Annotated in this window: 16 protein-coding genes and 1 tRNA gene; 5 read left to right on the forward strand and 12 right to left on the reverse strand. The window is 59.9% G+C overall.

Annotated elements, in window-relative coordinates; translation table 11 throughout:
• Positions 1-26: 26 nt before the first annotated feature.
• Together PY308_RS02290 and iolG are read right to left on the reverse strand one after the other, a co-directional pair.
• Positions 27-950: a sugar ABC transporter substrate-binding protein gene (locus tag PY308_RS02290; protein ID WP_275787611.1), complete on the reverse strand. Its 924-nt coding sequence runs from the start codon at positions 948-950 to the stop codon at positions 27-29.
• A gap of 144 nt (positions 951-1,094) precedes the next feature.
• A complete protein-coding gene (gene iolG / locus PY308_RS02295) occupies positions 1,095-2,087 on the reverse strand; it encodes an inositol 2-dehydrogenase (RefSeq protein WP_275787614.1) in 993 nt (330 codons plus the stop codon).
• 272 nt (positions 2,088-2,359) lie between these two features.
• On the opposite strand from iolG, the gene PY308_RS02300 reads away from it, so the two are divergent.
• On the forward strand, positions 2,360-3,382 hold the full coding sequence (locus PY308_RS02300) for a LacI family DNA-binding transcriptional regulator (RefSeq protein WP_275787617.1): 1,023 nt from the start codon (positions 2,360-2,362) through the stop codon (positions 3,380-3,382).
• Positions 3,383-3,529: 147 nt separating this feature from the next.
• Here PY308_RS02300 and PY308_RS02305 read toward each other — a convergent pair.
• Positions 3,530-3,616, reverse strand: a tRNA-Leu gene (locus tag PY308_RS02305).
• Positions 3,617-3,964: 348 nt separating this feature from the next.
• Between PY308_RS02305 and PY308_RS02310 the strand changes: the two genes are divergently transcribed.
• On the forward strand, positions 3,965-4,363 hold the full coding sequence (locus tag PY308_RS02310) for a BA14K family protein (protein WP_275787620.1): 399 nt from the start codon (positions 3,965-3,967) through the stop codon (positions 4,361-4,363).
• 65 nt (positions 4,364-4,428) lie between these two features.
• On the opposite strand, the gene PY308_RS02315 is transcribed toward PY308_RS02310, so the two are convergent.
• Both PY308_RS02315 and PY308_RS02320 read right to left on the reverse strand, forming a co-directional pair.
• Positions 4,429-4,869, reverse strand: a complete 441-nt coding sequence (locus PY308_RS02315; RefSeq protein WP_275787623.1) for a YqaA family protein — start codon at positions 4,867-4,869, stop codon at positions 4,429-4,431.
• A gap of 3 nt (positions 4,870-4,872) precedes the next feature.
• Positions 4,873-5,154 (reverse strand): Rdx family protein, encoded by a 282-nt coding sequence (locus PY308_RS02320; protein ID WP_275787625.1) that lies wholly within the window; start codon positions 5,152-5,154, stop codon positions 4,873-4,875.
• A 241-nt stretch (positions 5,155-5,395) separates the two neighbouring features.
• Here PY308_RS02320 and PY308_RS02325 point away from each other — a divergent pair, with 241 nt between their 5' ends.
• The gene (locus PY308_RS02325; protein ID WP_434064230.1) at positions 5,396-5,785 is read left to right on the forward strand and encodes a DoxX family protein; all 390 of its coding nucleotides are present in this window, start codon (positions 5,396-5,398) and stop codon (positions 5,783-5,785) included.
• On the opposite strand, the gene PY308_RS02330 is transcribed toward PY308_RS02325, so the two are convergent.
• From PY308_RS02330 to rimP, 5 genes are all read right to left on the reverse strand, one after another.
• Positions 5,782-6,420 (reverse strand): YcxB family protein, encoded by a 639-nt coding sequence (locus PY308_RS02330; RefSeq protein ID WP_275787632.1) that lies wholly within the window; start codon positions 6,418-6,420, stop codon positions 5,782-5,784. The genes PY308_RS02325 and PY308_RS02330 overlap by 4 nt on opposite strands.
• Before the next feature lie 21 nt (positions 6,421-6,441).
• Positions 6,442-9,159, reverse strand: a complete 2,718-nt coding sequence (gene infB, locus PY308_RS02335; RefSeq protein ID WP_275787634.1) for a translation initiation factor IF-2 — start codon at positions 9,157-9,159, stop codon at positions 6,442-6,444.
• A gap of 104 nt (positions 9,160-9,263) precedes the next feature.
• Positions 9,264-9,950, reverse strand: a complete 687-nt coding sequence (locus PY308_RS02340; RefSeq protein WP_275787636.1) for an RNA-binding protein — start codon at positions 9,948-9,950, stop codon at positions 9,264-9,266.
• A gap of 46 nt (positions 9,951-9,996) precedes the next feature.
• Positions 9,997-11,604, reverse strand: coding sequence for a transcription termination factor NusA (nusA, locus tag PY308_RS02345; protein ID WP_275787639.1), 1,608 nt, complete (start codon positions 11,602-11,604; stop codon positions 9,997-9,999).
• A 58-nt stretch (positions 11,605-11,662) separates the two neighbouring features.
• Positions 11,663-12,295: a ribosome maturation factor RimP gene (gene rimP, locus PY308_RS02350; RefSeq protein WP_275787641.1), complete on the reverse strand. Its 633-nt coding sequence runs from the start codon at positions 12,293-12,295 to the stop codon at positions 11,663-11,665.
• A gap of 259 nt (positions 12,296-12,554) precedes the next feature.
• On the opposite strand from rimP, the gene PY308_RS02355 reads away from it, so the two are divergent.
• Positions 12,555-14,183 carry an MFS transporter gene (locus tag PY308_RS02355; RefSeq protein WP_275787643.1) on the forward strand — a complete coding sequence of 543 codons (1,629 nt, stop codon included), beginning with the start codon at positions 12,555-12,557 and terminating at the stop codon, positions 14,181-14,183.
• Positions 14,184-14,293: 110 nt separating this feature from the next.
• Positions 14,294-15,517, forward strand: a complete 1,224-nt coding sequence (locus PY308_RS02360) for a PQQ-dependent sugar dehydrogenase (RefSeq protein ID WP_275787646.1) — start codon at positions 14,294-14,296, stop codon at positions 15,515-15,517.
• A 138-nt stretch (positions 15,518-15,655) separates the two neighbouring features.
• Here PY308_RS02360 and PY308_RS02365 read toward each other — a convergent pair whose 3' ends face one another.
• A complete protein-coding gene (locus PY308_RS02365) occupies positions 15,656-16,879 on the reverse strand; it encodes a lytic murein transglycosylase (protein WP_275790985.1) in 1,224 nt (407 codons plus the stop codon).
• A gap of 227 nt (positions 16,880-17,106) precedes the next feature.
• Complete coding sequence (recR, locus tag PY308_RS02370) at positions 17,107-17,712, reverse strand: recombination mediator RecR (RefSeq protein ID WP_275787649.1); 606 nt, start codon at positions 17,710-17,712, stop codon at positions 17,107-17,109.
• Positions 17,713-17,719: the final 7 nt, after the last annotated feature.

The following is a 17,719-nucleotide window of genomic DNA, read 5'->3' on the forward strand; positions in this document are numbered from 1 at the left end:
TGAGAATGCGGCCCGGAGCGATGTGTTTAACGAATGCCCTGGGCCGAAAGATCGATGACCTTGGCAGCGGCGTCCTTGGTCACGAGGTTCGGGCCGGAGGGAACGTCACCACCGGGTATCAGGCCGTACTGTGCATTGAGGGCGAGGAAGGCGACGGGGAGATAGCCCTGCAGGAACTGCTGCTGATCAATCGCGAACGCGGCCTTGCCGTCTGTGACATCCTTGAGGAAGCCGGCCGACAGGTCGAACGTTGCGATCAGGACGTCATCGCGTCCGAGCGCCTGTGCCGCCTTGACGGCCGGTTCTCCCACGAGGGAAGCGTTGAGCCCGAGCACGACATTGACATCCTTGTCGGACTCCAGCGCCGCACGCACCTTGGATTCGACTTCGGTCGGATCGGTGCTGGTCGGAAGGACGCTGACGTCCTTGCCGAACCCTTCCTTGAAACCGGCGCAACGCAGGTCGAGCGAGACGTTGCCCACCTCCTGGTTGACACAGATGCCTTTCTTGCCGCCCATTTCAGCGAGCTTCTGGCCGGCGATCTTGCCAGCATCGAACTCGGACTGACCGACGTGCAGCTTGGCGCCGAGTTTGTGCGCGACATCAGATCCTGAATTCATGGAAATGACCGGGATGCCGGCATCGACGGCACGCTTGATCGACGGGCCGAGCGCATCGGCATCCGGGATGGAAACGACGATGCCATCGGGATCCTGGTTGACCGCAGCGTCGATCATCTGGCTCATTTGAACCATGTCAAACGTTTCGGGTGAGCGGAACTCGACGTTGACGCCGGTGTCCTTGGCCGCCTTTTCGGCGCCGTTCTTGACGACCGACCAGAACGGATCGTTGGCCTGGCCATGTGCGACAACAATGATATCGGTCGCGAACACCGGTGTGGCCGCGGCGACGAGCGTGGCGGTGGCAACGGCTGCAAGCAGTCTCTTCATAACATCCTCCCAAATGAGTTTCGAAAGCGCCGCTCCCCGACGCCCGGTTCATCCGGTCGCACGGGGCCGGTACCGAAAGACTGCGACACACTCCTTGGTGCCGCAGCAATCTCTTTGGCAGCGCCGAGGGCGCTGCCCTATGCGTTATCGAGCCAGCACGACCGGCTGACCGGATTTGGCAGATTGCGTTGCGGCCTCAGCCAGCGCGAGCGCCGCAACCCCGTCATGCAGCGTCACCGGAATAGCGGCACCATCCAGAATGGCAGCGACAAAAGCGTCCCACTCCGCCGCATAGGCGCGCATATACCGCTCCAGGAAAAAGAATTCCGGCTTGGCGCTTGTGACCCCCTGTTTCGTCGCCTTGGACACCGTGTTTTCAAGCACGTTACCGGCAGACAAAAGGCCCTCCGAGCCCAAAAGCTCGACCCGCTGGTCGTAGCCGTAGACGGCGCGGCGGCTGTTCTTGATGACGGCGATGCGACCATCGGCATAGGTAAGCGTCACCACCGCTGTGTCAACGTCACCTGCCTTGCCGATCTCTGGATCGACGATCGAGGTGCCCGCGGCATGGACCGTCGTCGGCGCATCGCCCATCAGGAAGTTCGCCATGTCGAAATCATGGATCATCATGTCACGAAACAGGCCGCCGGAAACTTTCACATAGGCAACCGGAGGCGGCGCCGGATCGAAAGAAGTGATTGACAGCAGTTCCGGCTTGCCGACTTCGCCAGCGACGACGGATGCCTTGATGGCGGAGAAATTGGGGTCGAAGCGGCGATTGAAACCGATCATGACAGGCACGCCTGTTTTTGAAACCGCGTCAAGGCACGCTTGAGCGCGCTGCAGCGACAGATCGACCGGCTTTTCGCACAGCACGGCCTTGCCGGCAGCAGTCGCCTTTTCGATCAGATCGGAATGGGTATCGGTCGATGTGGCAATCAGCACCGCATTGATCGACGCATCGGCCAAGATAGCTTCAGAACTGGTGGCATTGGCACCGTAGGCACCCGCCAGGGAACGCGCCGCGTCCTCGTTGACATCCGACACGGCAACCAGCTGGCTGCGGGCGTGGCCGGCAATATTGATGGCATGCACGCGACCGATACGGCCGGCGCCGAGCAATCCGACTTTCAACACTGTAGATCCTCCAAAAAGGGCAGTTCCCGACTGCCCTAGCAGGGACCATCGCAATTTTTGCTCACGGGAGCAAGAACAATTTGCTCACGGGAGCAAATTTATTTTCAACGACAGCGAAATCCGCTAAAAGGGTATGAATCGATCAACCAGGATCATGTTGCGACGAAGCGCGCAGCGGTTCTTCGGTGGAAAAGATTTGAAAAACAAAAACTTAAGGTGCGATCAGTCGATTCGAAAAATCGCGACGCGTTTTAGTGGTCATGGAGGTTGAAATGCCGGACGACAAAAAGGCACCCTATATGGCCAATATCACTGCCGACGATGTAGCAGATGAGGCCGGTGTCTCCCGTTGGACGGTTAACCGTGCGTTCCGCAAGGATGCTTCCATTTCGCCGAAGAGCTTGGAAAAGGTGCGCGCCGCAGCAGAGCGTCTGGGTTACGTACCGGACTTGCGCGCCGCAAGCTTGGCGTCGGACCGCTCAAACCTGGTCGCATTGCTTATTGACGACTTTGCAAACCCCCACAAGCTGGTGATGATGGAACGTCTGACCCGAATTCTCCGGCGCGAAGGCTGGGACATCCTGCTCGTCAATACGCTTGACCGTGCCGATGTCGGCCATGCGCTGCTGAACGCCGGCCAACGGCGCGTCGATGCTGTGATCCTGATCGGTGCCCAGTTCGATGACGATGTGCTCGAAGCAGCACTGCATGCGCGCAGATTTCGTAAACTGATCATTTTCGCCCGCAGTTCGCGCAATCCAAACACGATTTCAATCGCAGTCGATGACATTGAGGCGATGAATAAGATCGCCAACTATGTGAACGAGCGCGGATACCGCCGACCGATGTTCGTTGCCGGGCCGCGCACTTCATCGGCTCACCTGCTGCGCAAGGAGACTTTTGTTGAATATTGGCGTCAGCACTTTGGCAGCGCTCCGGAGACCGTCCAAGTCTCGGCCTATGACCCGGCCCTCGCCTCGGACGTCGTGGAAAACGCGCTCTCTGGTCGAAATCCATCGATGTTGCCCGATATTCTCGTCTGCGAAAATGATTCGCTTGCGATCGGCGCCACCGATGTTATCCGCCACAAACTTGGCTTGCGTATTCCGGAGGACATTGCCATCACCGGATTCGATGATGTGCCCCAGGCGGGCAACCCGAACTACAACCTTACCACCTATCGACAGCCGCTCACCGAAATGGTCGAATATCTTGTCAGAGTTTTGGCTAATCCGGATCAGACCAATCTCGATCGCCTATTCACAGGCGAACTGGTCTCAAGACGTAGTGCCTAGCGAAATCATGGTTTCAGGGACATTACTGCGGGCACACTGGATACCAAATCTCTGGGGCGGACGTCGGCACAGCCAAGAAATGCCGGACTTGGATAACCATCCAATGACTCCGCTTAACCCTCTGAAGGTCAAGGATATAAAAGGAAATGGTGCCCAGAAGAGGACTCGAACCTCCACACCCTTTCGAGTACCAGCACCTGAAGCTGGCGCGTCTACCAATTCCGCCATCTGGGCAACGGGGCGGGATGTAAGGGGCTGACGCATTTGTGTCAACAGGGTTTTTCAAGTTTTCTCGAAATCCGCTCGGAAACCTTTGAATAAACACAAATTTTCTCGTTTGCGGATCACCGCGGCGTGGCGAACCTCGTAGTGCCCGCCATAATAAGCGGTGGCGGCTTTTTTGGCGCGCCCGGCATGCCGCGCCTTTGAGGCCTGAATCTATTCTTGCGCCGCTTGGAAAAGCCCATGGGATGCGAAAATTGACAATCATCCGATAAAAGACACGAATAAAACAAAATTTCCATGCGTCATTTCCGTTAGGGACACAAAGGAAGACCCCTTTTGGGAGAAGTGAGGAAACAAATGGCGGGATTTCGTAATTTCGTTGTTGGCTGCGTGCTCGGCGCGGCTTCCATCCTGTCGCCGGCCGCACCGGCGCTGGCCGTGCCGCTTGCAACGCCGCACACGGTCTCGGTCGAAAAAGATGTTCAAACTGTAGAGCACCGACGCAGTCATTATCGCCGTCACTGGCGGAACGATCGTTGGCGGGGCGATGGTTGGCGTCACCACCGGCGCTACTACCGACCCGGCGTGAATGTCTATATCGCGCCGCGCCCGGTTTATCGCGACCGTTACATACGCAGGGGCTCCAGCGGCCATGTCAACTGGTGTCTATCGCGCTATCGTTCCTATAACCCGGCAACCAATCTGTTCCTGGCCTATGGCGGTGTCTACAAGACCTGTTACTCGCCCTATCGCTGACATACATATGATAAAACTTTTTTGGCGGCGGGATAGATCCCGCCGCTTCTCGTTCGTCACTGCGCCTATGCGCCGGTAATCTGATCCACTGCCAGAAGCAACACCGCATAACGCAATGCCTTGCCGATGGTGACATAAAGAAAAAACAGCGGCAGCGGCGTCCGCAGGAAGCCGGCAATCAGCGTCAACGGATCGCCGACGATCGGCAGCCATGACAACAGAAGGACCGGGCTTCCGTAGCGCTGAAACAGGCGCTCCGCTTTTTCGCGGTTTCCGCTGCCGACTGGAAACCAGCGACGATCCTGAAACCGCAAAAGACAGCGCCCGAGCGCATAATTGACGGCCGCGCCGAGCACGTTCCCTGCCGTCGCTGCGACGAACAGTGGCAAGAACTCGGCCGACGGCTGTGCAGCGGCGGCGATCAAGGCTGCCTCCGAAACGCCGACGAGCAGCGTCGCGGATAAAAATGCCGCTCCGAACACCGCAAAAAGCAGGCCGAAGGTCAAACTCTATGTCCGGTCCGTATGGCCAAGGTCGCGCTCCGGCTCGATCACGTCCCGGACGCGCTGCTTGAGGTCCTTCGGGCCGGGAAATCCTCCATCACGCTTCCGCTCCCAGATCAGGACGCCGTCTACATGGATCTCGAAATTGCCGCCGGTGCCGGGAATAAGCGCCACCTCGCCGAGGCTTTCGCCGAAGGTCGAAAGCAGTTCCTGCGCCATCCAGGCGGCGCGAAGCAGCCAATTGCACTGGGTGCAGTATAATATGGTGATACGGGGTTTATCGCTCATGCTGGTTTCCGTCGTGACGCACACCGGTGGACGGTAACTGCCCGGCGCACGCCCCGCAACTCTCCGGTCCGCGCCATCTCACAAAAAAGTCAACTAAAGTCATCAAGTTCAAGCCGCTTCCATCTTGCGTCCCGGTGAATGCGCGGCGAAAGAATGCTGCATTGCAAACTCAGGAGACGACATGAACAATTTCACATCAACCCGCCCGCAGCCAATCCTGCCGGCGCTCCAGCGCTTTTATATGCCGCTCGACACGACGGCTGAAACGCTGTTGCGCGTCGTTGCCGGCCTGCTTCTTGTAACCCATGGCTATGGCAAGATCGTCAATCCTTTCGGAGCTGTCGGCATGGTCGAAAGCCTGGGGTTTTATCCGGGCGTTTTCTGGTCGCCGCTTCTCGCTGCTACGGAATTCTTTGGCGGCATTCTTATAGCCATCGGGCTTTTCACACGACCAGCTTCTTTTGCGGCAATGATCGTGCTGCTGGTGACGGTCTATTTCCACGGGGTCGTGAAGGCGGAAGGTCTCGCCGGCGCGGAGAAATCCATTCTGTGGGCAGCAATATTCTTTTTCTTCGCAATCCGCGGATCGAATGCCCATTCGGTCGATGCTCGGATCGGCAAGCAGATTTAAGGGCTTTCAGGGCTGCAGGCGGGGCTGCAGCTTTGTTGCTCATTTTCGACCCGCGCATTTTCAAGCGCTTGCAAGCAGAACATTCTGAACTTCAGAAGTTTTCTCTCGCTGTCAAAAACGCGTTTCGGCAACGCGATTTGTGCCTCTGGGCCCGCGAAGATCATGAAATAGCTTTCTGTTTCCCGGACTTCCATAACCTCCTGCCATCGTATCTCGATCCTCTGTTTCCCACCATTGTAGGTCAGGCACTGAAAATCGATGTCACATGTGACATCGCTCCCTTTGCCGAAATGCCGAAGGGAAATCTTGAAGTAAGTTTTTAGGACGAAATGCGCGATGACAGTGATCAGCACAAAAATTCCGAAACGCATTATAAAATCTGTCCTCCCGACTTTCGGGAAAACGGAATAAAGGATCAGCATCGTCATCAACGACACGGAGCAAAGAAACAGGATGTAATAAAAATATAGAAATACGTTGCGAATACGGACGAAGAATCGATCTAAATAACTTCTGTTCATATCCCCGGATATTTCCCGAACGACTTCGGTGGCGACAAGCGCTTCCATTCTATTGTCGCGAAATTCCAGATGCCAATTGCCGCCCGCTCTTGTGGCGGACAGCAATTTTTCCAACGGAAAGTCCATCGAGGCTTTTTACAGCGTGCGGGTGATATGTTCGACGCGGAAGCACTCGATCGTGTCGCCAGCGCGGATATCCTCGTAGTTCTCAAAGGCCATGCCGCATTCCTGGCCCATCGGCACTTCGGAGACTTCGTCCTTGAAGCGCTTGAGGGTCTTGAGCTTGCCTTCGTGGATGACGACATTGTCGCGCACAAGGCGAACACCGGCCCCACGCTCCACCTTGCCTTCGATGACACGGCAACCCGCGACCTTGCCGGTCTTGGTGATGTTGAACACCTCCAGGATCTCGGCATTGCCGAGGAAGGTTTCGCGACGCTCCGGAGAAAGCAGGCCCGACATCGCTGCCTTCACGTCATCCACCAGATCGTAGATGATGTTGTAGTAGCGGATCTCGATACCGGCGCGCTCGGCAGCAGTCCGAGCCTGGGTATTGGCGCGGACGTTGAAGCCGATGATGGCCGCATTCGACGATTCGGCAAGCGAGATGTCCGATTCGGTGATGCCGCCGGCGCCCGAATGAACGATGCGCGCGCGCACCTCTTCGGTGCCCAGCTTGTCGAGAGCGCCGATGATCGCTTCGATCGAACCCTGCACATCGCCCTTGATGACCAGCGGGAATTCCTTCAACCCGGTGTTCTGCAGCGTCATCATCATCTGCTCGAGCGAACCGCGCTGGCCGGACGCGCGGGCAACAGCCTTGTCGCGGGTCAGGCGCTGACGATACTCGGAGATCTCGCGGGCGCGGCTTTCGTTTTCCACGACGGCGAACTTATCGCCGGCCTGTGGGGTGCCGGACAGGCCGAGCACTTCCACCGGCATGGACGGCGGTGCTTCCTTGACATGCTCGCCCTTGTCGTTGACGAGCGCGCGAACGCGGCCCCACTGGTCGCCGGCAACGATGATCTGGCCGGGCCGCAGCGTGCCTTTCTGGACGAGAACGGTTGCAACCGCACCACGGCCGCGGTCGAGCTGCGCTTCCACGACTGTGCCTTCGGCCGTGCGGTCCGCATTGGCCCGCAGGTCGAGGATTTCAGCCTGGAGCAGGATAGCTTCGAGCAGCTTGTCGAGATTCTTGCCTGTTTTCGCCGACACTTCCACGTCGAGCACTTCACCGCCCATGGATTCCACGAAGACTTCGTGCTGCAGCAACTGCTGGCGAACCTTGTCCGGGTTTGCCTCATGCTTGTCGATCTTGTTGATGGCAACGATGATCGGCACGCCGGCAGCCTTGGCGTGGCTGATCGACTCGATCGTCTGCGGCATCACGCTGTCGTCCGCGGCAACCACAAGCACGGCAATGTCGGTCGCCTGGGCGCCACGGGCACGCATCGCCGTAAAGGCGGCGTGGCCGGGCGTGTCGATGAACGTGATCTTGCTGCCGTTCTGCTCGACCTGATAGGCGCCGATATGCTGGGTGATGCCGCCGGCTTCGCCCGAAACCACATGGGTCTGGCGAATGGCGTCGAGCAGCGAGGTCTTGCCGTGATCGACATGGCCCATGATGGTGACGATCGGCGCGCGCGGCTGCATTTCGCCATCGTCAGCGGCATTGAAGATGCCTTCTTCGACATCGGATTCCGAAACGCGCCTGACCGTGTGGCCAAATTCCGTAGCGATGAGTTCGGCAAGGTCGGCGTCGATGACGTCGCCCGGTTTCATCATCTGGCCTTCCTTCATCAGGTACTTGATGACATCGACGGCCCGCTCGGCCATACGCTGCGACAGTTCCTGAATGGTGATGGTTTCCGGCAGGACAACCTCGCGCATGACCTTTTCACGGGTCTCCTGCATCTGGCTGCGCCGAAACTTTTCCTGGCGGCGGCGCATGGCGGCCATGGAGCGGCCACGCGGATTGCCATCGTCGTCGAGAGCGGCGGTCAGCGTCAGCTTGCCCTTGCGGCGCTCTTCTTCGGTCTTCGGACGGGCAGGGGCCTTGGCGGGTTCCGGACGCACGACCTTGCCGCGGACCGGAGCAACAGTGCTCCCCCGGTTCTTGCGGGCATCGTCATCTTCCGTTTCCGGCTTGCGGCCACGCAACGCGGCGGGCGGCACGGCAGGGGTCGCCGTGGTCGCGGGCTTCGCAGCCTGAGCGCGCGCCCGGTCTTCCGCCTTGCGGGCTTCCACGGCGGCAGCTTCGATCTCTGCGGCTTTCGCCGCTTCGATGGCGACGCGTTCGGCCTCACGCTCGGCAGGCGAACGGGCAGCCTCCTCGGCGGCCCGGCGGGCTGCTTCTTCCTGTTCCTGCTGCAGACGCGCTGCTTCTTCGACCTGGCGGCGCGCCTCTTCCTCGGCACGACGTTTCGCATCCTCGGCATCGCGGGCCTGCGCTTCGGCAAGCGCCCGGCGGCGGGCGTCGATCTCGCCGGCTGACAACTGGTTCAGAACGACGCCGACGCGCGGCCGGTTCTGCTCCGGCTGGCGGTGGTCCTGACGGGGCTGCTGGTTCTGGGGTGCGGGTCGCGACTGGTTCTGGGGTGCGGGCCGAGATGGCTGCTGTACCGGGGCAGGGCGTGGCTGTTCGCGCACGACCGGAGCCGGCGCGGTAACGGCAACGACCGGCTTCTCGTCTTCCGGCCGTATCGGCCGGCGCTTGCGCGTCTCGACCACGACCGCTTTCGTCCGGCCACGACCCATGTCCTGCCGAACAGTTCCCTGAGTGACCCCGGAGGGCTTCAGGGTCAGCGTCTTCTTGGCTCCGCCGAATGTCTTGTCGTCGTTGTTGTCAGTCATTCCGTTCCGTTCCTAAGATCAGGGCCGGATGCGTATCACCAGACCCCGCCGTTCAATTTCTGTTCTGCAATCGCGGTAGTGCCGGCCTTCGCCGGTGACCCGCGTCATTGTGTCGGCAAGCCAGTTTCGGCGCCAACGGCTCGGGCCGGGACTGTTCCCCGGTATCTTTCGAGCATGTTTGCGCGTTTCACTACACCCTCACCCGCCTGCCCTGCAAGCGCGCAAGCATGGATAAAAGCATTCTGGCCCAAAAGGCCTTCCATTTCCGCTTCGGTGAAGAAACGAAAACTCGGTATTTCCTGTCCGTCGCTGGCGACAAAGCTCATCGCCTTGCGCGCCTGGTCTATCTTGCGCACGCCATCCGCCGCGGCGTCCACCGCGTGAAAGGTGGCGATTGCCGCCAACCCACGCACCGCCTGCTCCACTTTCGAGGCGCCGCTGACGAACTGAGCAGCCTTTCTGGCCATGTTCATCATACCGCCGAGCTGCACCGAAAGCAGCCGGTCCACCTCGTCTGCAAGCTCCGGTCCGGCAACCGCCTCGGGCTTTTTCAGGGCCCGGACAAAGAGCTTTTTGGCAATCGCCTTCTCAAGCACAGGCCGTTCGGCGGTCACCCAGCAACCGCGCCCCGGCAACTGCTTCTTCAAGTCCGCCACCACCCGGCCATCGGGGCCGGCGACAAAGCGGATCAGTGTTTCCGGCGTTCCGCTTTGCCGTGTCACGATGCACATACGGCCATTCACGGCGTCATCCTCGATCGCCCCTTCCGGATCCCTGTCTTCGATCAGCATGGTTTTTCAAGCAGCATGAGCAGCCCGATCACGGTCAATACGCCTGTCACGCGTCCTGTTCCGCGCCTTCCATAACTTCGAGTGCTTCCTCTTCACGTTTCAGATCTTCCTGCGTGATCCAGCCGACGGCCAGACGCGCCTGCAACACCATGCGCTCGGCCTCGACGCGTGAAACTTCGAACTTCTGGAACAGGCCCTCGAATTTCTTCGTCTCGCCGTCCTTGCGTTCCGACCAGCCGACAAGATCGTCCGCCGCGCAGCCTGCGAAGTCTTCCATGGTCTTGATGCCATCCTCTCCCAGCGCCACGAGCATCTGGCCTGTCAGGCCGTCGATCCCGCGCAGATCGTCGGAGACACCGAGTTCCTTGCGCTTGGCATCCATTTCCGCTTCCAGGCGGTCGAGATATTCGCGGGCACGGGTCTGCAGTTCGCTGGCGGTGTCGTCATCGAAACCGTCAATCGAGGCGATTTCGTCGAGCTCCACATAGGCCAGTTCCTCGACGGCCGCGAAGCCTTCCGAGGCCAGAACCTGGCCGACCATTTCGTCGACGTCGAGCGCTTCCATGAACAGGGCGGTGCGTTCGTTGAACTCCTTCTGGCGGCGCTCGGACTCTTCCGCTTCCGTCATGATGTCGATATCCCAGCCGGTGAGCTGCGAGGCGAGCCGGACGTTCTGGCCGCGACGACCGATGGCCAGCGATAGCTGCTCGTCGGGAACCACGACCTCGATGCGTTCGGCATCCTCGTCGAGAACGACCTTGGACACTTCGGCCGGCTGCAGAGCATTGACGATAAACGATGCCGGATTTTCGTTCCAAGGGATGATGTCGATCTTCTCGCCCTGAAGTTCGGCAACGACGGCCTGAACGCGCGAGCCGCGCATACCAACGCAGGCGCCGACCGGATCGATCGATGAGTCGTTCGAAATCACGGCGATCTTGGCACGCGAGCCGGGGTCGCGGGCAACCGAGCGGATCTGGATGATGCCGTCGTAGATTTCCGGAACTTCCATGGTGAACAGCTTCACCATGAACTGTGGATGGGTGCGCGACAGGAAAATCTGCGGACCGCGCTGTTCGCGGCGCACGTCATAGACGTAGGAGCGGACGCGATCGCCATAGCGCATGTTTTCGCGCGGAATCATTTCGTCGCGCCGGATGATGCCTTCGCCGCGGCCGAGATCGACGATGACATTGCCGTATTCCACACGCTTGACTGTTCCGTTGACGATTTCGCCAATGCGGTCCTTGAATTCGTCGAACTGGCGATCACGCTCGGCTTCCCGAACCTTCTGAACGATGACCTGCTTGGCGGACTGGGCGGCGATACGGCCGAAATCCATCGGCGGCAGCGGGTCGGCGATGAAGTCGCCCAGAATAGCGTCCGGGTTGCGGTCGCGGGCAAGTTCGAGCGGGATCTGCGTACCGTAATCCTCGGCGACTTCCACCACCTCCAGAAGACGCTGAAGGCGGATCTCGCCGGTCTTGGAGTTGATATCGGCGCGGATGTTGCTTTCAGAACCGTAGCGCGAGCGCGCGGCCTTCTGGATCGCGTCGGCCATGGCGGCCAGAACGATTTCGCGGTCGATGACCTTTTCGCGCGCGACGGCATCCGCGATCTGCAGAAGTTCGAGCCTGTTAGCACTCACTGCCATAGTAAAGTCTCCGTCTGATTGCCGGGCCTCCGCCAGAGGCGTCCCGCGCTCTTTGAATTCAATTGATCGGCGAATCTTCGTCTTCGAAGTTTTCGTTGGCGGCCGTCCCGTGTGCGGCTTGGGCTGCCTTCGCCTTCTTGTCTGCCGTCAGCGCGTCGCGGATCAGGTCGTCCGTCAGGATCAGCCGTCCCTCGGCCAGTGCCGAGAAGGGAATGACGACCTTGGGCTCTTCGCCATAGGCCGGCTGGTCGCGCTCGATCGTAAAGCCGTCCTCGTCTGCCGATAGAATTTTGCCGCGAAAACGCTTACGATTATCGACCAGGATCGATGTTTCGAACTTGATCAGATGCCCCGCCCATCGGGTAAAGTCCGACTTGCGCACCATCGGCCGGTCGATGCCCGGCGACGACACTTCGAGATGATACTCCCGATCGACCGGATCTTCCACATCCAACACCGGCGAAATCGCCGTCGAAATAGCTTCGCAATCCTGAACGGTCATCGTGCCATCCAGCCGCTCGGCCATGATCTGCAGCGTTGCGCCGTTTTGTGAGGACAGGCGCACCCGCACCAGTTGATAACCCATCGGCATGATGACCGGCTCGATGATGTCGGCAATGCGCCGGTCGATTCCGGTTTCGGCAATCAGCCGCGGTTCCTGTATATTTTCTGCTGTTGTCTGATCGGACAAACAATGCGCTCCCAAACCATCGGTAACAAAAAAGAGCGGGTCCTGACGGGCCCACTCTTCATCAACCGATCAAGAATTTGAGGGTCATATACGCTGCATCATCGGCAAATGCAAGATATGCCGTGGGCTGCAAAAGGCCGCTGGGTGGGAGAGTGGCTAAATCCTGCCGCAGAGCCGGCTTTGGCTTGTCTGACGCAGCAACTGCCTTAAATTGGCATAGACAAGCCGTTCGAAAGCAGACAGGGCAGGAAACAGCGCTTTGCCGCAGAGACTATCGCCACTGGCGCCATTCAGAAACGACACCTTCCGCACGATATGGGTGGCAAGTCTCGCATCCAATTTTGGTGGCCTGGTTCAGGCTGTGGGTGCTGCCTGGATGATGACCTCGATTACCTCGTCAGCCAACATGGTGGCGCTGGTTCAGGCCTCCACATCGCTGCCGATCATGTTGTTCTCGCTGGTATCCGGAGCACTGGCAGACAATTTCGACCGGCGCCGGATCATGCTGGTGGCCCAGTGCTTCATGCTCACTGTTTCTGCTCTCCTGACAGTTTTCACCTATTTCGGGCTGATAACCCCCTGGCTTCTGCTGACATTCACCTTTCTCATCGGCTGCGGCACGGCGCTCAACAATCCTTCCTGGCAGGCCTCCGTCGGCGACATGGTTCCGCGCGACGTGCTTCCCGCCGCGGTCGCCCTGAACAGCATGGGCTTCAACATCACCCGCTCGGTCGGCCCGGCAATCGGCGGGGCTATCGTCGCCGCAGCCGGTGCCGCTGCCGCCTTCGCAGCAAATACGCTCAGCTATTTCGCCATCCTTTTCGCGCTGATCCGCTGGCGGCGGGCGGAGACGCCAAGCAAGCTGCCGCGCGAATCCATGGGCCGGGCGATTTCGGCGGGCCTGCGCTATGTCGCCATGTCACCCAACATTGGCAAGGTCCTGTTCCGCGGCTTTGTCTTCGGTCTGTCTGCAAGCGCCATTCTTGCTCTTCTGCCGCTGGTGGCGCGCGATCTGATTGGCGGCGGCCCCCTGATTTACGGCGTGCTGCTCGGGGCATTCGGTCTGGGCGCCATCGGGGGCGCCTTGCTCAGCGCCAGGCTGCGCGAGCGCCTGTCGAGCGAGTGGATCGTCCGGATTGCCTTTGGCGGTTTTGCCGTGAGCAGCCTGCTTACGGCCGTCAGTCCTTATGAATGGCTGACCTGTCTGGCTCTGCTGCTCTCCGGCGCCGGCTGGGTCCTGGCACTGTCGCTGTTCAACACGACGGTGCAATTGTCGACGCCGCGCTGGGTGGTGGGCAGGGCGCTGTCGCTCTACCAGACAACCACCTTTGGCGGCATGGCGGCTGGCAGCTGGATCTGGGGGCAAGCGGCCGAGACCTATGGGCCGGCACCGGCGCTGATGATGTCTGCTCTGGTGATGCTGGCGGGGGCGGCCATCGGTCTGCGACTGCCGCTTCCGGAGTTTCAGGCGCTCAATCTCGATCCGCTCAATCGTTTCTCCGAGCCGCTTCTGAAGCTCGACCTGAAGCCCCGCAGCGGCCCGATCGTCGTCATGATCGACTATGAAATCGCCGATGAGGATGTTTCCGAATTTCTCAAGGCCATGGCGGAGCGCCGGCGTATCCGTATCCGCGACGGCGCCGGGCAGTGGGGGCTGATGCGCGATCTGGAAAACCCGACCGTCTGGACGGAGACCTATCATGTGCCGACCTGGGTGGAATATGTCCGGCATAACCAACGCCGCACGCAGGCCGATGCCATGGTGAGCGACCGCCTGCTGGAACTACATCGTGGCAGCCTGCTGCCCCGTGTCCATCGGATGATCGAGCGCCAGACCATCCTTCCCTATGACTACGAGCGTTACAAACAGCAGATGGATATGCATTAGCTTGGCATCCCGATGACAGCTTGTTGATCGCATGTGATCACCCGGCGCGAAACCAAAAGCCGCTGTGAGCATTGGCGTTTCGAGCACAAATGGATCTTTAGGAGCGCCCCATGCGATCGCATCTTCTTCTTTCTACCGGACTTCTTCTCTGCACTGTATTGGCAGCACCGGCTCTGTCGCAATCATCCGGCGGTACCCCCGTTGAAACCCGCAAAGCCAATGGGGCCGGCCAGAAGCCGGCCTTTGAAGGGCAGACACGGGCAGCGCAGCCGGAAGCAAGGCCGGAAATCAAGGTCGATATTGTCGCCGACGACCTGCCGAAGGCCTGGGCAATGGAGTTCCTGCCTGATGGCCGGATGCTGGTGACGGCCAAGGAAGGAACGTTGCACATCGTATCCGAAGAGGGCGATGTCGGTACAGCAATTTCCGGCGTCCCGGATGTTGACGCAAGCGGGCAGGGAGGGCTTCTCGACGTCGCACTTGCGCCAGATTTCGAAACATCCCGGATGATCTTCTTTTCCTTCTCCGAGCCCCGTGACGGTGGCAATGGAACCTCCGTGGCATCTGCAAAGCTGGTGGAAGCGGAAGGCGGCGCAGCGGCGCTAGAGGGCACCAAGGTCATCTTCCGCCAGATGCCGACCTATGATGGAGACAAGCACTACGGCTCGCGCCTGGTCTTCGGCCCGCAAAACGAACTTTACGTGACCGTTGGGGAACGCTCGGATCCCGAGACACGGGTGCAGGCGCAGGACATTTCCAGCGGTTTTGGCAAGGTCTTCCGTATTGATATTGAGGGTAAGGCTCTGGCCGACAATCCGTTCATCGGAAAAGACGGTGCTCTCCCCGAAATCTTGTCCTACGGCCACCGCAACCTGCAGGCTGCGGCGCTGGACGGGCAGGGCCGTCTTTGGACGGTAGAGCATGGGCCGAAGGGCGGCGATGAACTGAACCGGCCGGAAGCCGGCAAGAATTACGGCTGGCCGAAGGTGACCTACGGGATCGATTACAGCGGCGACAAGATCGGTGAGGGCATCACCGCGCTGGAGGGAACGGAGCAGCCGGTTTACTATTGGGACCCGGTCATCGGCCCGTCCGGCATGGTGTATTACGATGGAAAGGCAATTCCGGAATGGAAGGACACTTTCCTGATCGGCGGCCTTGTCACGCAGGGTTTGGTTGTCCTGCACATGGAGGGCGACAGGGTCAAGTTCGAGGAGCATGTGCCGCTCGATGCCCGCATCCGTGACGTCAAGGTCGCTCCGGATGGCTCGGTCTACGCGCTTACCGAAAGCCGCCGTGGTGCATCGACAATCATCAGGCTGACGAAAGCGTAAACGAGACTGCGGGCTCTGCTTTCAGAGCCAACAATCAAGTGTAGGCGGACCCCATTGGAGTCTGCCCCTGTCCTTCTCGCGGTGTACGGGGAAGATGCCCGAAAGGGTGGATCCACAGCCTAATTTAACGGCCGGACCTCATCGGAGGTTGGCCTTCAGGCTTGCATCGGGAAAGCATGTGGGCTCGATACCGTTCTTTGACTGCCAATCACCCATGGAACGGCGTGTCTTATAGCCTGCAAGACCATCGGCCTTGCCAACGTCGTAACCTTTGGCCTGCAGTGCCTTCTGCATCTTCAACACGTCGGAACGCAGCATCTTGCCGACATCGCCGAACGGACCCTTGAAAGCGCTGCCGCCGCCGGAAATACGGTCGGCGAGATTGCCGATGAACAGCGCGTAGAGGTCGGAATTGTTGTATTCCTTTATGACGTAGAAATTCGGCGTGACGATAAATTCCGGCCCATGGCGTCCCGCCGGAACCAGCATCATGCCGCTTGCCTTGGCTTCGCCAGCCGGAAACGCCTTGCCGGAGGCGCGCTCGACGCCGTCAGCGGCCCATTGGGAAATCGGCTTTGCCAGATCCGGGCCTTCCTGCGCGCAGGAAACATTGGCGGGAATATAGACTTCAAATCCCCAGTCGCGGCCGCGCTGCCAGCCCTTTTTTGAAAGATAATGGGCGATCGAACCGAGGGAATCAGGAATCGAGTTCCAGATGTCGCGGCGCCCGTCGCCGTCGAAATCCACGGCATACTTCAAAAAGCTGGACGGCAGGAATTGAGGTTGTCCCATGGCGCCCGCCCAGGAGCCCTTCATATCCGCCTCGCGCACATCGCCGCTGTCGAGGATGTGTAGCGCGGCGATCAACTCGCGCCGGAAGAGATCCGGCCTGGTGGACATGAAGGCCTTGGTCGCCAGAACATCCATCACCGGATACGGGATCTTCGCACGCCCATAGCCGGATTCGCGCCCCCAGACGGCAAGCACGATCGCGCCGGGCACGCCGTAGGTCTTTTCGATTTTCCGCAACGTCGCGGCATGGGTTTTTGCAAGGCTTCGGCCGGTGCCGGCCAGTCCCTGCAGCCTCTTTTCAGAGAAATAGGCGCCGGGGGATGAGAACTCCGCCTGGCTCTGTTTCTGCTCATCCCGTGGCTTGGTGCCGGGCGGCACGAGATCGGGCAAGTCCCAGTTCAACGTCACGCTTTTGAAGGCGGCAGTGAAGGACGTCTGCGAAATGCCGGATGTCTGCGCCTCCGGCCAGAGGTCGGTCTGCAGCCATTGGCGAAATTGCGCCTCGGTATCAGCCTTGGAGGCGGCGAGGGTGGGGAGTGGGGAAAGTGAGACGATCGTTGCAACGATCATCGACAGAACATGCCGAAACTTCCCCCCTTCTGTCGGCGACGCCGACATCTCCCCCTCAAGGGGGGAGATTGGCCGCAGGCCTCGGGCATACCTTACAACGGAATAACCGAGGGAAAAGAATGATCTCCCCCCTTGAGGGGGAGATGTCACGGAGTGACAGAGGGGGGGAACTCTCGACGCGCTCCGGGGCTTGATCTGTCGCCCTTTCTCTTTTCTCGTCATCATGCTCATATCGCCGTCCTTGCCCGGAGCGCCGCCGTCAGCGTCCCCTCGTCCAGATAGTCCAACTCGCCGCCGACCGGCACGCCATGCGCCAGCCGGGTGATCTTGACCTCAAGTCCGTCGAGCTGGTCGGTAATATAGTGGGCCGTCGTCTGGCCTTCGACGGTGGCGTTCACGGCAATGATCAACTCGTGCACACCACCCCTGCTGACACGCTCAACGAGGCTCCGGATGTTGAGATCACCCGGCCCGACCCCGTCGAGCGGCGAGAGCGTGCCGCCAAGCACATGATAGGCAGTGTTCATCGCGCTGGCACGCTCCAGCGCCCAGAGATCGGAGACGTCCTCGACGACGATGATGACGGAATTGTCGCGCCGGTCGTCGGTGCAGACGCTGCACGGATCGCTGGTGTCGACATTGCCGCATGTCGAACAGATACGCACCTTGCGATGCGCTTCGCCCATGGCGTCGGCGAGGGGGCCGAGTAGCTGGTCCTTCTTCTTGACGAGATGCAGCGCGGCCCGTCGTGCGGAGCGGGGTCCAAGCCCCGGTACCTTCGCCAGCAATTGGATAAGTTTTTCGATTTCGGGGCCGGTGACTCGCTTTGCCATGCGGCGG

The sequence above is a fragment of the Pararhizobium gei genome, assembly GCF_029223885.1.
Taxonomy (GTDB): domain Bacteria; phylum Pseudomonadota; class Alphaproteobacteria; order Rhizobiales; family Rhizobiaceae; genus Pararhizobium; species Pararhizobium gei.

Bases quoted from the DNA above. Each gene is read 5' to 3' on its own strand.
- PY308_RS02290 (WP_275787611.1), bottom strand. From the start codon at position 950: ATGAAGAGACTGCTTGCAGCCGTTGCCACCGCCACGCTCGTCGCCGCG.
- PY308_RS02300 (WP_275787617.1), top strand. From the start codon at position 2,360: ATGCCGGACGACAAAAAGGCACCCTATATGGCCAATATCACTGCCGAC.
- PY308_RS02310 (WP_275787620.1), top strand. From the start codon at position 3,965: ATGGCGGGATTTCGTAATTTCGTTGTTGGCTGCGTGCTCGGCGCGGCT.
- PY308_RS02320 (WP_275787625.1), bottom strand. From the start codon at position 5,154: ATGAGCGATAAACCCCGTATCACCATATTATACTGCACCCAGTGCAAT.
- PY308_RS02325 (WP_434064230.1), top strand. From the start codon at position 5,396: ATGCCGCTCGACACGACGGCTGAAACGCTGTTGCGCGTCGTTGCCGGC.
- infB (WP_275787634.1), bottom strand. From the start codon at position 9,159: ATGACTGACAACAACGACGACAAGACATTCGGCGGAGCCAAGAAGACG.
- PY308_RS02340 (WP_275787636.1), bottom strand. From the start codon at position 9,950: ATGCTGATCGAAGACAGGGATCCGGAAGGGGCGATCGAGGATGACGCC.
- nusA (WP_275787639.1), bottom strand. From the start codon at position 11,604: ATGGCAGTGAGTGCTAACAGGCTCGAACTTCTGCAGATCGCGGATGCC.
- PY308_RS02360 (WP_275787646.1), top strand. From the start codon at position 14,294: ATGCGATCGCATCTTCTTCTTTCTACCGGACTTCTTCTCTGCACTGTA.
- PY308_RS02365 (WP_275790985.1), bottom strand. From the start codon at position 16,879: ATGATCGTTGCAACGATCGTCTCACTTTCCCCACTCCCCACCCTCGCC.
- recR (WP_275787649.1), bottom strand. From the start codon at position 17,712: ATGGCAAAGCGAGTCACCGGCCCCGAAATCGAAAAACTTATCCAATTG.